This window comes from Citrobacter sp. RHBSTW-00944, assembly GCF_013615435.1.
Taxonomy (GTDB): Bacteria; Pseudomonadota; Gammaproteobacteria; order Enterobacterales; family Enterobacteriaceae; genus Citrobacter; species Citrobacter braakii.
Map to the genome: position 1 here is coordinate 3,450,188 of NZ_CP055418.1, position 14,934 is coordinate 3,465,121.

General features: G+C 52.3%; 13 protein-coding genes. 9 read left to right on the plus strand and 4 right to left on the minus strand.

From position 1 onward, the window contains the following. Positions 1–69: 69 nt before the first annotated feature. Positions 70–972: a LysR substrate-binding domain-containing protein gene (locus HV334_RS16675; protein WP_047359471.1), complete on the minus strand. Its 903-nt coding sequence runs from the start codon at positions 970–972 to the stop codon at positions 70–72. Positions 973–1,377: 405 nt separating this feature from the next. Here HV334_RS16675 and cobA point away from each other — a divergent pair, with 405 nt between their 5' ends. Next, positions 1,378–2,166 (plus strand): uroporphyrinogen-III C-methyltransferase, encoded by a 789-nt coding sequence (gene cobA, locus HV334_RS16680; RefSeq protein WP_053090133.1) that lies wholly within the window; start codon positions 1,378–1,380, stop codon positions 2,164–2,166. Here the strand turns inward: cobA and HV334_RS16685 are convergent. Further along, positions 2,145–3,038, minus strand: a complete 894-nt coding sequence (locus HV334_RS16685; RefSeq protein WP_016152296.1) for a PocR ligand-binding domain-containing protein — start codon at positions 3,036–3,038, stop codon at positions 2,145–2,147. The genes cobA and HV334_RS16685 overlap by 22 nt on opposite strands. A gap of 371 nt (positions 3,039–3,409) precedes the next feature. On the opposite strand from HV334_RS16685, the gene otnK reads away from it, so the two are divergent. The 8 genes from otnK to HV334_RS16725 are packed head-to-tail and all read left to right on the plus strand — an operon-like array spanning position 3,410 to position 10,164. After that, positions 3,410–4,666, plus strand: a complete 1,257-nt coding sequence (otnK, locus tag HV334_RS16690) for a 3-oxo-tetronate kinase (protein ID WP_181220659.1) — start codon at positions 3,410–3,412, stop codon at positions 4,664–4,666. After that, entirely contained in the window at positions 4,663–5,307 is a 645-nt protein-coding gene (locus HV334_RS16695; protein WP_016152294.1) for an aldolase, read from the plus strand. Before otnK ends, HV334_RS16695 begins: the two co-directional genes overlap by 4 nt. 9 nt (positions 5,308–5,316) lie before the next feature. Next, positions 5,317–6,123 carry a DeoR/GlpR family DNA-binding transcription regulator gene (locus tag HV334_RS16700; protein ID WP_016156008.1) on the plus strand — a complete coding sequence of 269 codons (807 nt, stop codon included), beginning with the start codon at positions 5,317–5,319 and terminating at the stop codon, positions 6,121–6,123. Beyond that, entirely contained in the window at positions 6,104–6,880 is a 777-nt protein-coding gene (locus HV334_RS16705) for a TIM barrel protein (protein ID WP_181220660.1), read from the plus strand. Before HV334_RS16700 ends, HV334_RS16705 begins: the two co-directional genes overlap by 20 nt. 28 nt (positions 6,881–6,908) lie before the next feature. After that, positions 6,909–7,721, plus strand: a complete 813-nt coding sequence (locus HV334_RS16710; RefSeq protein ID WP_047497759.1) for a 3-keto-5-aminohexanoate cleavage protein — start codon at positions 6,909–6,911, stop codon at positions 7,719–7,721. A gap of 21 nt (positions 7,722–7,742) precedes the next feature. Then, the gene (locus tag HV334_RS16715; protein ID WP_181220661.1) at positions 7,743–9,089 is read left to right on the plus strand and encodes a bile acid:sodium symporter family protein; all 1,347 of its coding nucleotides are present in this window, start codon (positions 7,743–7,745) and stop codon (positions 9,087–9,089) included. Between the two features lie 5 nt (positions 9,090–9,094). Then, on the plus strand, positions 9,095–9,514 hold the full coding sequence (locus tag HV334_RS16720) for a heme-binding protein (protein ID WP_016152289.1): 420 nt from the start codon (positions 9,095–9,097) through the stop codon (positions 9,512–9,514). Further along, entirely contained in the window at positions 9,511–10,164 is a 654-nt protein-coding gene (locus tag HV334_RS16725; protein WP_181220662.1) for an aspartate/glutamate racemase family protein, read from the plus strand. The genes HV334_RS16720 and HV334_RS16725 overlap by 4 nt, the downstream gene beginning before the upstream one ends. 53 nt (positions 10,165–10,217) lie before the next feature. Here the strand turns inward: HV334_RS16725 and mngB are convergent, their stop codons facing one another. Both mngB and mngA read right to left on the minus strand, forming a co-directional pair. Next, positions 10,218–12,851: a mannosylglycerate hydrolase gene (gene mngB, locus HV334_RS16730; protein WP_181220663.1), complete on the minus strand. Its 2,634-nt coding sequence runs from the start codon at positions 12,849–12,851 to the stop codon at positions 10,218–10,220. 24 nt (positions 12,852–12,875) lie between these two features. Then, complete coding sequence (gene mngA / locus HV334_RS16735; RefSeq protein WP_181221910.1) at positions 12,876–14,792, minus strand: PTS 2-O-a-mannosyl-D-glycerate transporter subunit IIABC; 1,917 nt, start codon at positions 14,790–14,792, stop codon at positions 12,876–12,878. Between the last annotated feature and the right edge of the window lie 142 nt (positions 14,793–14,934).

The window sequence follows — 14,934 nt, forward strand, 5'->3', positions numbered from 1 at the left end:
GGAAAACGATGCTAACGCGTCTTATCCGGCCTACCAATCGTTGTAGGCCTGATAAAGCGCAAACCACCATCAGGCAGCCGACACCACGGACTTACTGAGCAACCAGTTACGAAATGTCTGTAAATGCGCAGACTCCGATTTCTCTTCACGCCACGTCATAATGAAACGGTTCCCGGTGCGCATCGGAACATCGCAAGGAATGACCATATCACCATTGTCCAGATCGTGCTGAATGGCAAAACGAGGAAGCAGCGCAACCCCCAGATTAGAACGGACCGCCGCAATCAACATCGACAACAGATCAAATCTCGGGCCTTTATTTACCAGCGGGCTGCTGACGTTGGACAGCGCAAACCATTCCTGCCAGCCTTTGATTCGCGTACTCTGGTGCAACAGCGGGTATTCGTTCAGCAGTTCGTGGACTGACAGTTTCCGTTCCGGTTCGGCCAGCAGGCAGCGGCTGCAAACTGGCAGAATTTCCTCTTCAAACAGGTACTCAACCTCTGACCACGGTGAGTAGAAATCTTCGCGCATAATTGCCGCATCATACTCACGATTAAGAAAATCACCGATATTCGCCAGCGAATGGATGTTCACGATAATATCAGGATTGAGTTTGTTAAACTCGCGCAGGTTGGGGATCAACCAATGCGTACTGAACGTCGGATTTACCGCCAGCTCAATAACCTGTACGGTCGGTTGCCAGGTCATTATTGTGGTCGTATCGCGCTCGAGTTTATTTAACGTTTCTTTAACGATACTTAAATAGTGTTTGCCGGCCGCATTTAAAAAAATACGTTTTTTGGCATGATTAAATAGCGCGGTATTAAGAAAATCCTCCAGTGCATTCACCTGGCGGAAAACAGCACTTTGTGTTAACGCCAACTCTTCAGCTGCCCTGGTATAACTTTCGTGACGCGCAACCACTTCAAAAGTTACCAGCAACTCCGTCTTGGGTATTTTTCCTCTCATAACTTCTTCCATATGCAGCGTACAAAAATAGTTTAATTTATAAAAAATAATTCAAGGCACCCAGATAAGCACCGAGAGTTATATTTTATTTTCTCCATTGATGTCATTGATCCAATCCATGATTTGCTCACACTGATGGCGGATAAATATTAACCAATAATACTCAAGCACAACAATAAACACAATTTAAATAAGGTTAAACCTAAGTAAATAGTGCCAATAAGTTCTTAATAATTTTTCAAGTCTTCTTGTTTATTGCAGAAAAAACTTTGCGAGATTAATCAATATTATCCATGCGCTAATCCTGGATAATTTCACGTTATAACTTACGGGCAAACGACTGCTTTTAATCATTTATTGATGTCGTTTGTGCCATTTTTTGACAGACGTGATAAAGGACACATTGTGAAAACTTTCGGAAAGGTCTGGCTCGTTGGAGCAGGTCCTGGTGATATTTCATTACTGACCCTCAAAGCAATGATCTGCATTAAACAGGCTGACGTCATTATTTACGATCGGCTGGTCAATCCTAAAATTTTAGAATGGGCATTACCTGACTGCCTGCTTATCAATGTCGGCAAAAATCCAGGATTCCATTGCGTTCCCCAGGGTGAAATCAACGCACTACTGGTCCAGTATGCCCAAACACACCACAACATTGTGCGCCTCAAAGGTGGCGATCCGTATGTATTTGGCCGTGGGGCTGAAGAAGTTGAGGATCTGGTTGAAATGGGCATCCCTTTTGAAGTTGTACCGGGTATTAGTTCTACGATTGGCGGCCTGACCTATGCCGGTATCCCGGTGACGCATCGCGATTTTGCCTCCGGCTTTCACGTGGTGACTGGCCACACGCGGGAAGGCAATCAGCAGCAGGACTGGCGTCAACTGGCGAAACTTAATGGCACGTTGGTCATCGTCATGGGTATCGCCAATCTGGCGTTTATCTGTGAAGAGTTGTTGATGGGCGGGAAATCAGCAGACACGCCCGCCGCACTAATTATGTCCGCGACCCGAGAAAATCAACGCCGCCTGACCTGCACGCTCGGTTCATTATTGAGCAAGGCGCAGGAAGCGAATATTGTTCCACCGGCGCTGATTGTAATCGGAGATGTGGTGACCCTGAGCGATCGACTCTCTTTTATACCTGAAGCCATCACGCTGCCAGACAATCTTTACTGCGAAAGTCTGGCGTGACGAAAAGACTGGGGCGACGTTTGATGCGCCGCCCGGAAAACGCGGCAAAAGTAACTGGTTTGCGCGTATTGCAGTTTCCTGGCAATACTGTCTATGGAATGAACCGGATCGTGTAATAACTCCCCTGCTTTTTGCATTTTTTTCTGACTCACCCAGGTTTTAAAATTAACACCCTGGCGTTTCTTGAAAAACCGGCTGAAATAGTTCGCGCTTAAGCACACATGAGCCGCGACAGATTCCAAAGACAATTCACCATACAAATTCTCGTCAATATAACGCAGCGCCGCCATAAGTTTTTTCTCGTGACGTGAAGGCTCAGTGAAATAATGATGAGCGTAACGGGTTGCCGGAACTACAATCTTCTCAGAGATCAATTGTTCTTTCTCAAAATTATCAACAATAAAACTTAACAAATTTGCTGACGCCACCAGTACATTATTATCCACCATTGCAGACTGGCCCCACTCAGCTTTAATTTCGGGGTTATTAATCCATGAGTTTTTGTTATCAATAGCGATAGTTTTATATTCCTGATACTTTACCCGCACCTGCCCGCAGATAATAAAACCGTAAAGGTGTCCCTCATGAATTAATGGCATCGAGAACAGGCTTAGCCCTGCATGACAGGTGAGTATTCTGGGTTTAAGCTGTTTTAATGCCTCAAAAGCACAGTACTTGTCGCACTTTTGGCAACCTGCTCGATAGCGCTCATCCGCACGCATTAATGTGCAAAACGAATTAAAATTATGACATTCAGACAACGCTATACCGTTAATATCAACGACGACTGTGGCTAACCCAGTGGCTCGGGAGAAGAGTTCTGCGATAGAGAAAAAACGGTGTAAATAGTCATCCTGGATTTTCAGCGGCACGTTATCCTCCGGCATTAACAATATTAAGGCCGCTAATATGCAAAAATTAGCCTCAGGAAAGAATGATGCTTACCGCAAAAAATAATCTCATTTGTGCAGATGATTATGATCAATTGGCAAGAAAATTATAGCGACCACGATAATACTCTGCAGCACACCGCGACTTCGCTTTCTCAAAGATTAACGAATCTTCACACTCTCTTGTGAGACTCTTTTCGCAACACTCAACACCTAACTTCATTATTTTCAATAAATTACCCGTTTTTAATGTGAATCGATGATGTGCTTATTTGTGATAATCATCATGTGAATGTGAAAGGCCCTCCTGAATAATATGTTCAATTAGCAAACAATCTGAACGGAGTTGATCCATGGCCGTCACCACAGGCGTTATCGCCGACGATTTTACCGGCGCAACGGACATTGCAAGCTTTATGGCGCAGCAGGGGTGGCGCGTCGCGCTTCTGCCCGGTATGCCCGATCCCGCGCAATGCTGGAATGAAGAGGTTGACGCTATCGTCATCTCGCTGAAAAGCCGCTCATTACCCGCAGAACAGGCCGTCGCCCAATCCCTGTCCTGTGCCCGCTGGCTGAAACAAAATGCAGGTGTCCGCCAGATTTATTTTAAATATTGCTCGACGTTTGACTCCACGCCAACAGGCAATATTGGCCCGGTCAGCGATGCATTGATGAACGACCTGCAGGTTCCGCAGATCGTCCACTGCCCTGCTCTGCCGCAAAACGGACGCACGGTGGTGCATGGTCATCTTTTTGTACACGGCATACTGCTTAACGAATCCGGGATGGAAAAGCATCCGCTCAATCCAATGAACGATGCCAGCCTGCCGCGTCTGCTGAGCGCGCAAACGCCAGGCGCGGTTGGTTGCATCAACCTCACGACCCTGCGTCAAGGTGTGGAAGCGGTCACTTACGCCCTGGCCCAACTTCAGGCTGAAGGTACGCGTCACGTTATCGTCGATACGCTGGATGAAGCAGATCTCAACACACTGGCGCAAGCTCTCCATGCCAGCCCTCTGTTAGCCGGGGGCTCCGGGCTCGGCGGCGCGCTGGCCGCCTGCAGCGGAGGCCAGCAATCCATGCCGCCGGACTCTTTTCCACTGCCTGCCAAAACGGTGGTGTTCTCCGGTAGCTGTTCGGCAATGAGCAATCGTCAGGTTAATCGCTATAAGGCCGCGGCAGCGTCTCGTTTGCTTGATGTGTCCCGCTGCCTGTCTGATGCCGAACGCTACACCGATGAACTGAGCGCTTGGGCGATGACGCATATCAGCGACCCATTAGCGCCATTGATATACGCCACCCAGCCGCCAGACGTACTCAAACGTATTCAACAGGAGCACGGCGAACAGGCCGCCAGCCAGGCAATCGAACACGCTTTTGCCCGGCTGAGTTCAAAGCTACGAACTGCGGGTGTAAACACCTTTATCGTCGCGGGCGGAGAAACCTCCGGCACCGTTGTGGAAGCCTTGCAGGTGAAGCGTCTGTCCGTCGGCAAAGCCATTGCGCCAGGCGTACCGTGGGTATTTTCCTCCGGTCTGGCGCTGGCGCTGAAGTCAGGCAACTTTGGTGACGACGATTTCTTTTTTACTGCCCAGGAGTACGCATTATGAATTCGGTGAGTGAACACCAACTGCGCGAACTACTCGTCCACTATGGCCGTTCCCTGTTTATGCGCGGTTACAGCAGCGGCGGTTCCGGCAATCTTAGCGTCAAAATGCCAGATGGCGGCTATCTGGTGACCCCGACCAACTCTTGTCTGGGCGAGCTTGATCCTGCCACGCTAAGTCGGCTGGATGCCAACGGCGTTCATCTTAGCGGCGACAAACCCTCAAAAGAGGTGCCCATGCATCTGGCGTGGTATCGACATCGGCCATCCTGCGGCGCGGTCGTGCACCTGCATTCTCCATGGCTGACCGCGCTCTCCTGCCTGCCGTGCACCACGCCGAAAAACTGCCTGCCGCCGTTAACACCGTACTATGTGATGCGCGTCGGGCAGTTACCGCTGCTGCCCTATTTCAAGCCTGGCCATGAAGGCATTGCCAGCGCACTGAGTGAAATCGCGGCAGACCATACGGCCGCGCTGCTGGCCAATCACGGGCCGGTAGTAAGCGGTCGCTCGCTGCGTGAGGCGGTGTTTAACGCCGAAGAACTGGAAGACAGCGCCCGCATCTGGCTGACGTTAAAACCGCTTGGCTATGTTCCGCTCTCAGAAGAAGCGGTGGCCGAACTTGAACATTCCCGGCAAGCGTGAGGTGACATAATGATCCCCGAGCAACGACGTGATTTTATCTACCGCTACGTGCACGAAAAAAATGCCGCCTCATTTAATGAACTGGCAGATTTGATGAGCGTGTCGCATATGACCGTGCGTCGCGACATCCAGTTGCTGGAAGAAGAAGGCAAAGTTATTGCCATTAACGGCGGAGTGAAGCTCAATAACCTGCTGAAATCCGAGCTGCCATGGCGGGAAAAAGCCGAGTTGAATCATGACGTGAAACGTAAAATGGGCCAGCTCGCCGCCATGCTCATTGAGCCCGGACAAACGCTGTATCTGGATGCCGGTACGTCGTTGTTTGAAGTGGCGAAAGCGGTCGCCGCCAGCCACTGTTTCAATCTGACGGTAGTAACCAACGATTTTTCCATCAGCCACTATCTGATGGATATGCCGCACATCACGCTCTATCACACCGGTGGTCTGGTGGATCAGCGTAACCGCTCATGCCTTGGAAAAAGCGCCGCCAGTTTTCTGCGCACCATTAATATTGACGTGGCGTTTCTGAGCTCCTCATCGTGGGATACCGAACGCGGCATGTCGACGCCGAGCGAAGGGAAAGCTTCGGTTAAAGAAGCGGTACTCACCGTTTCCCGGCGTCGGGTGCTGGTCTGCGACAGCAGTAAGTTTGGCAAATACGGCATGTTCCATATCTGTGGGCTGGAACAGTTAACCGACATTATTTCTGATAACCGGTTACCAGAAAACGCCCAGCAAACTATTGCCAGCCAGGGCGTTAAGCTGCATCTGGTTGATAACCGGGAGGGTGCGCGCCATGCTGAAGTTAGCGGCTAACCTCGACTGGTTGTTTACAGATTTACCGATAGCGGCGCGATTTGCGGCGGCGCAGGCGGCTGGTTTTCGCGGCGTTGAAGGGCTATTTCTCTGGCAGCACCCGCTGACGCATTTGCACGCTGCACAGCGGGAAACATCCCTGCCGGTGGTGCTGATGAACGCACCGGCGGGTAACTGGGCACAAGGTGAGCGGGGACTGGCCGCGCAGCCCGGTCGAGACCAGGAATTTCACCATAGCCTCAACGTGGCACGTGATTACGCCACGGCGCTGGGCTGTTGTCGGGTTCACGTTATGGCCGGTTCGCGCTGCGACGATCTGACGCTTCACGCTCAGCGCACTCTCCTGAGCAACCGGCTGCGTATCGCCTGCGATATGATGGCTGAAGCGGAAATCGATGTGCTGATTGAACCGTTAAATTCGCAGGATATGTCCGGTTATTTTATTGACAGCTTTCCGTTGGCCGAATCTATTATTCAAGAGGTTGGCAAGAAAAATATCGGTTTACAGTTTGATATTTACCACTGTCAGAAAATTCATGGCAATGTGGCAAAAAATATTGAACGCTACTTCACCTTAATTAAACATTTTCAAATTGCTTCTGTCCCCTATCGCCATGAACCGGGAACAGGTGAATTAAATGAAACATGGCTATTCGATTTTATTAGAAAAATGAATTATCAGGGCTGGATTGGCTGTGAATATCAACCATCAACATCAGGGCCCGACTCATTAAACTGGATAACGCCTTACCTATAATTTAAATATCTCTGTACCGGAGGAAAATATGTCGGATACTGTTATTATTTCGCTGGCACCCGTTGCCGCGGATTGCCCCAGAGTTATACCCGCAGAACTGGCGCAGGAAATACTCGCCAGCGTAGAGCATGGCGCGTCCATCGTGCATTTACACGTTCGCGATAAACAGGGTCGCCTGACGCCGGATACCACCAATTTTCAGGCGACCATTGATAGCGTCATGCGCCATTCAGACCTGATTATTCAGGCGTCTACCGGCGGCGTCTCTTCAATGTCCATCGCCGAACGCTGCGCGCCACTCTCCTGCCCCGGCGTAGAGATGGCTTCGCTGAATGTCGGTTCCGTCAACCTCGGAGATGCGGTGTACTTTAATCCCGGTCCGGACGTGGAATATTGCTCCCGGCAAATAGTCGAGCGCAATATTATTCCCGAGTTTGAAGTTTTTGAAATTGGCATGATTAATAACATCCTGAACCTTGAAGATAAAATAAAATTCCAAAAACCCATGCTCTTTAATATCGTCCTCGGCCATCGCGGCAGTACGCCAGCAACCATTGACGCTTTAATTGCTCTGCGTAGCATGATCCCGCGCGATGCCTTATGGGGTATTACTCATTTTGGCAGAAAGAATTTCGATATTATTGCCGCCGCCGTCGGCATGGGGGCCAGTGAAGTGCGAATCGGCTTTGAGGATAGCTATTATTTAAGCGCTGAAGAAAAAGCACAGCATAATTACCAGCAGGTTGCCAAACTCGCCACGCTCATTCGCAGCATGGATAAAAAAGTCGCCACGCCAGAAATTGCGCGGCACATGTTATCTATTCCATCCCGGCAGCAATAACAACAGCAAGGACATTTCAACATGACTATGACCACTGTTATTCACAAAACCGGACTCGGTATCAGCGTTGCGGGCGCGGCGCTAGCGATTATCGGTGCGCTAATCCAGTCCGCGGCGCTCTGGCAGCCAGGGCTGGTGATGTTCACCGCCGGATTCGCCGCCGGTGCAGGCTACTGGCCGGGTCTACGCAGCTATCAATTTACGCTATGGATCATCGCCGGATTTGTCGCCGCCATGACCTGGTCTACGGATCTGATCGTCTGGGGCGGTTTCAATATCACCCATAAATGGATCGTATTCCTCGTCATTCAGGCCACCATGTTTAGCATGGGCACTAAGCTAACGATCCAGGATTTTATTGACGTCGCCAAAATGCCGTGGGCGGTGTTTATTGGCACCTTCTGCCACTTCGTTATCATGCCTCTGCTCGGCCTGAGCATTACGCTTATCTTTAACTTTCCGCCTGAGGTAGCGGTCGGGATTCTGCTGATTGGCGCCTGCCCAAGCGGACTCTCCTCTACCGTCATGGTCTATATCGCGAACGCCAACCTGGCGCTGGCGGTCTCGATCGCCGCAGTCTCAACGCTGGCGGCGACGGTGATGACGCCGCTGTGGGTTAATCTGCTGGCGGGGTCGATGATCGATATCCAGCTCACCGCAATGGTAATGGATGTGGTGAAAATCGTATTGATCCCCATCGGCGCGGCAATTCTGCATGACTATCTGAAAACCTATGCGGGCGTGCGCGGACCCCGTGTCGTCCAGATGCTGGCCGGGATCGGCGCTCTTTGGCTGCTGTATATGATTGCTGGCGGCTGGGACGCGCTGTTTGGTCACGCCAGCGCCGACGCGCAAATGTACGCGGTGGTGCTCAACTTCGTGGCAGGCGGTCTCGTCTGGGCATTGTTCTACAACTGGCTGTATGGCCGCGTGGCGGGCGTGAAGAAAATCATGCCGACCATCTCAATGATGGGGATCATTTTCTTTACGACCACCGCAGCCGCAGCCGGGCGCGAGAACCTGGTGCAGGTCGGCTTCCTGCTCTGCTTCGCCATGTTGATGCATAACCTCGGCGGCTTCCTGATTGGCTATCTGATGAGCCGCTGGATCTTCCGCATGGACGTACAGTCTGCACGCACCGTAGCCTTTGAAGTCGGCCTGCAAAACGGCGGCATGGCGTCCGGGCTTGCCGCAGCGATGGGCAAACTGGCAACGGTTGGCCTGGCCTCGGCGGTGATGACTCCACTTGGCAACGTCAGCGGCTCGCTGCTCGCGAACTACTGGCGCAAGAAAGACGCCAGACAGGCGCAGGCCGCCGCAGCCAAAGATCCCGTTCAACCCGCTTGCGAAAATCTGTCAAAAGGATAATCACGATGACAACTCTCACTCTGGGGCATGCCCTGCGCGCCGTGGCCTCTGCGCTCGACCTTGCCGAAACATGTTACGCAAAACGCCCGTTAAGCGTAGCCGTATGCGACGCCAATGGCGAACTACTCAGCTTTGCGCGGATGGATAACGCCAAACTGTTAACCATCGAGTTAACCCAGCGCAAAGCACGCACCAGTAGCCGTCTGGGCTGCACCACGCAGGCATTTTTACAGCGCCTGCAGAAAGAGCAACTGGATATCGGTTATTTTGCTGACCCGCTGTTTACGGCGCTGCCGGGCGGGATCCCAATTCTGCACCAAGGAAAATGCCTTGGGGCCGTCGCGGTAGGCGGTTTATCCGCGCAGGAAGATCATGATGCGGCGCTGGCCGTCGCGGAAACGTTACTTAAGGAGATTGCCCAATGAAAAAGGTCGCCATGCTGCATACCAGTGCCGCCACGCTTACGATGATGCAACAGCTGATTGCCGACATCATGCCGGATGTGGAAGTCATGCACCTGGTGGAAGAATCCATGATCAAGCAGGTAATGAAGGCCCAGGGCGTGACGCCCAATATTGCCGCCCGCATCGCCGACTATGTGCATATTGCCGAAAAGGCTGACTGCGATATCTTTATTACCGCCTGCTCCTCAATTGGTACTGCGGTGGAGCAATGCCAGTTTATGACCCCACTGCAGCTCGAGCGCATTGACTGCGCAATGGTGGAAGAGGCGATTGAAAAAGGTGAGCGGATCGCCGTACTGGCGACCGTGGCAACCACGCTGAAGCCAACGCTGGATTACGTACAGCGCAAAGTGCAGCAGAGCGGTAAATCGCGAACCATCACGCCTATATTAATGGAGGAGGCATTCCACGCGCTGCTGGCGGGAGACATGGATACTCATGACCGTATCGTCAGTGAAGGGTTACAGAGCGCCTTTACCCAAGCGGATGTTGTGATGCTGGCGCAAGCCTCGATGGCGCGCGTTTTACAGCAGCTCCCTTCCCCGCCGGTGCCGGTAATGACCTCGCCGGAAAGCGGAATTCGCTGGTTGAAAACACTGGCATCATCCTGATAGCGGCCGGTCAGCGCCAGCATAAGATTGCTGGCGCTGACTCATCACTTCTTTCAGGCCAGTTTCAGACTAAACGTCCGCGACTGCCCTGGCCGAAACTCGCCGTTAATTCCCTTCGCATCGTTCTGCTCGCCAGCGGGTATTTCATCCATACCGGTTTCGTAGCAATGCATTACGCTTTGGCTAAACGACACGGCGGCATCGCAACTGACGCTGTCAGAGGGATTAAATAAACGCAGGATGATTTCATCTCTGTCCTCTGCTTTTTTTAGCGCGCTAAGCTGACAGCCAACCGGTGACATACTCAACAGGCTGTAGCTATCGGGAACAGTAAACGCTGCTTTGTTGAGCTTCATCGCATCCCACGGGATTTTGTTATAACACTGGACGGGCGTCAGCCAGGCACGCGCCTGCTGAGCCAGGCCAACGTTAAGCGGCGTCCCGCTATAACTAAACAGGCAAAAGCGCCCGTGCAGCACGCCCCGCATCTGGGAATCCGGTACCGCCATTTTTATGCCTGACGGCCTGCCGGGACGTAATAAGAGATCCTCTTTGCCGAGTAAGCCGACGCCACGGAGCAGCGTCAGAGCAAACGTTTTTTTCTCCTCACCCACTACCTCAAATTCGCGCAATCCTTCGCTAAACACCGCGAGTCCATGACGCCCCTCCTGCAGCGCGGCGTAGTTGAGCAGATTCCAGACCGGCACCGGCGCTTCTTTCCATCCCTCAGCCTGCCAGTTGGCCATCGCTTCATCGTGAACAGGCCGTAGCAGCGAACCAAACTGGGTATCAGCCAACACGTCATTAGTGTGAAATGGCGTGGGGATAAGCACCCGAATTCGGTGATCGTCAGCCTGATTGTCAATGCGAATATCAACCTCAATCCGCCGGCTGTTATGGCTTAGCGTAACACCTATTTCGATGCTAACTTCACCATTGCGCTGACGTGACGCGCGCGCCTCCAGATCCGCCGGAACCGCCATCCGATAGCGAATGATTGCCCGGTCTTGCCATCCCTCGCGGATAATTTCATGCTCAAACGCAACGCCCGCAGACGTGAGGCGCCAATCCTCGCGCGAGGGGGAGTAATCGTACTCATCCCCGTCGTCGGCGCTTTCTTCAATCTCCAGTACGCGTTGATAAACAATCCCTGAGTCCTTATCGCGTAGCTGTAGCGTTCCATCGTCATTGAGATCGATCAGCCAGAACGCGTTCTCCAACAGTGCCTGGGTCGCCGGAGCGGGTATCGCCTGACGGCCAGCAACATGCGGTTCGATATACAGCGTGCAGTACCCCATCGAAGGTAGAATCTGGTTGAGCTGAATATCAAACTCCATAAACGGCTCGTAGTTGCCGTAATGGACGATTTGCCGGTCGATAAGACCAGGATCAAGCTCGCGCACGCCACGAATAAAATAAGGGATTTCATTTCCTCTGCCATCAAGCAGGCGGAACTGGCTGGCGCGAAGACGTACGGTCGTATTGATCACCGCCTCACGCGGCCAGGGCATCAGGTTGAACATCACCAGCTTGTCTTCTTCACTGTGCGCCATGTTGTCAGTGATTTTACGCAGGTAAAAACGAATCAAATTGTCGGCCATATCTTCGGCCAGCACGAAGCGTGAAACGATTTCACGATGCACTTTATCGCTACAACAACAGCCGATGCTGTCGTGGGCATGATTCTTTAAAATCTCTTTCCACATTTTCTCCAGCAGACCGTGGTGATATTCAAAACCTAAACTCCAGGCCAGCGTGGCGAGCGGTTCCAGCAGGTTAACGATTTTATTCTCAATACGCGCATGGATAATTTTGATATCCATTCGTGTGGATCCAATCGTACGATGCACGCGCATATATTTACCGTCGATAAACTCGCCGTGCAGGGTAGCCAACGTCTCCCGATGCGCTTCGATATGAGCAAAAATCTCCTCGAAGCGGCTCATGACAAATTTTCGCTCCGGGTAGATTTCACGCAGTTTATCCATCACCGCAAAGATGTTTTGCTGTAACGGCATCTGGTCATGCCCGTTGGGTAATAGGATTTCTTTAGTCACCGAGGCGTTCTCCAGCACCTCGAAGTAGCCGTCAAGTCGCTTCCGCAGCCCGGCCTCATCCTCGGGTAAGTACTTACCAATCGCATAGCCCAGCGGCAATACCTGTGTCGTCACCTGGCTACCGTCAGCGCTTTGCCATAAAAATTCGGTTTTATCGGTGCCATGACGTTCAGAGCACCCACGCCAGAACAGAGCCCGGTTGATACCAAAACCATTATAAATATGCGGCATCTGCCCGGACATCCCAAATGAATCAGGTAGATAACCTATCTTCATCGGTTCGCCAAAGGCCATACAATCGCGGATGCCGTACATCAGATTGCGGACAATTGACTCACCGGAAACGAGGGTCGTATCCGTTTGCGTGTACCAGGGGCCGATAATAAGCTTCCCGGCCTGCACCAGCGCTTTAACCCGCTGCCGGTTTTCAGGTTTCACCGCAAAATAGTCTTCCAGCACCGCCGTTTGACCATCCAGCACGTAATATTTGTACTCTGCATCCTGCTCAAGGCGAGTCAGGATCTCTTCCATATTGTTAACCAGCAAAATACGCGACTCTTCGGTGGTGAAGTACCACTCACGGTCCCAGTGCATATGCGGCGTAATGTGAACGCGAGATACTGCTTTCATCGTCATTTCCTGTTGAGTAAGTGCTTACGGCATCACGCTATCGGTGACGTATTTCCCCTGTTTAACCGCTTGACGCCGCCAGAGCAGTAAAATCGCCGTGGAGATAATCGTCCCAATCAGCGCAGCGCCAAACCAGCCCGCGGCGGCCATCACCGCGCTTAGGTCTGCGGGGATAAGTAAAAAGAGCGAGAAAATCCCGGCACCTGGGGTCGAAAGCCCAATCCCCATGGCCCCAACGATGGCTCCGGTCGCCATCGACCCCATCACTAAAGAGCCAATCACCCGAATCGGGTCCTCAATCGCCAGCGGAATCGCGCCTTCGGTAATCCCGGCAAGGCCGAGCAGCCAGGTGGATTTACCGGTCTCAATCTCAAACTGTTTGAACAGGCGTGGCGCCAGCATGGTTGAGGCGGTGACGGTAAAAGCAGAAACCATTTTTACCGAAGCGAAAATGGCGTAGGGACCGAATACGCCGTTGGCCATCGCGCCCAGACAAAAGGCATACGCCGCTTTATTGACCGGACCGCCAAGATCAAACGAACACATAAAGCCCAGGATCATACCGAGCAGTAGCGCGTTGGTGCCTGATAACCCATTTAGCCAGGCCGTCAGCGAGGTATTGATCCAGGCGACAGGCTCGCCAATCACAAACAACATCAGGCTACCCGCGCCCAACGTGCCAATCACCGGATAGAGGTAGAACGTTAAAAAGCCATTGAATTTGCTGCTTAAACGCAGATGCTGTTTCACCCAACGCATGAGATAACCGGCAATCAGGCCACCGGCAACACCGCCAAGAAAACCCGAGCCGATTAAGTTCGCCGCCAGACCCGCCGCAAAGCCTGGAGCCAGCGCTGGTTTATCCGCCAGCGAATAAGCGGTATAGGCCGACAGTACCGGAACCATCAGCGTGCCCAGCATCCCGCCGCCGAGTTGGCGATACATCCACAGCCAGGATTTCTCTAAGCTGTACACATCCTGTAGGTCGAAAATCTGTGCAATCAATACCGCCACCGCCAGTACCGTCCCTCCGGCGACGATTAACGGCACGGCAAACGAAATTCCGCTCAGCAGTGCTTGTTTCAGGTCGGTTTTCAGCCCCTTTTTCACCTCTGTCTGTGGCTGAGAAACACGCTGGCTTTGCAGAGACTCCAGCGCTAACGCCTGTTCAATCAGCGCTTTTGCGTGGCGCAACGGTTCGGCAACCGGAACGGAGATCGCCGGGATACCGTTGAAACGTTCACTTTCTTTAATAGCGACCTCTGCGGCGAAAATGCAGGCGCGCGCATCATTCAGTTGTTGAGCCGTTAAGCGGTCTTCAATGCCATTGGCACCCTGTTTTTCCACCACCACGTTAACGCCCATTTGTCGGCCGGCTTTCTCCAGATACTCAGCCGCCATATAGGTATGCGCAATGCCCGCCGGACATGCGGTAACGCAAACAATCGTTGGCGCATCCGCCGTCGCCACTGCGGCCTGCGGCGGTGTTTCGACCACTAATGCCGCCAGCACCGCTTCGGCGCTGGTCGCTGCCATCACGCGAGCACGCAGATCCTCATCCGCAAGGCAGGTGGTCAGTTCGGTCAGGATTTGGATATGAGTCGAACCGGCTTCATCTGGCGGGATCGCCAGCAAAAAAATAAGTTCAACAGACTCCGGGCCATCAATACCTTCCCAGTCCATCGGTTCACTCAGCGTCGCCACCGCGAAAGCCGCCTCTTTCACGGCCGACGATTTACCGTGCGGTACCGCCAATCCTTCGCCAAGCGCCGTAGGTCCCAGCGATTCGCGGTGAAAAACTTCCGCCAGATAAGCGTCGGCATCGGTGATTTTGCCTAATTCGGTCAGCCGCTGCGTAAGTTGGCGGATGGCATCGTCACGATCGGTAAATCTCGCCTGCACACAGACTGCGCGAGGGTGGGACAGTATTGTCAAATTCATCATGGTCCTCAGAGGATTGTCATTATTATGTGCCGCGATTGTCGCAGACAAAACAATATCTTTACGTGATCAATTTCACTAACGAGACAATATTTGTATTTAATTTGTATTATTTACTATTGATAAAATGTACGCATAATTT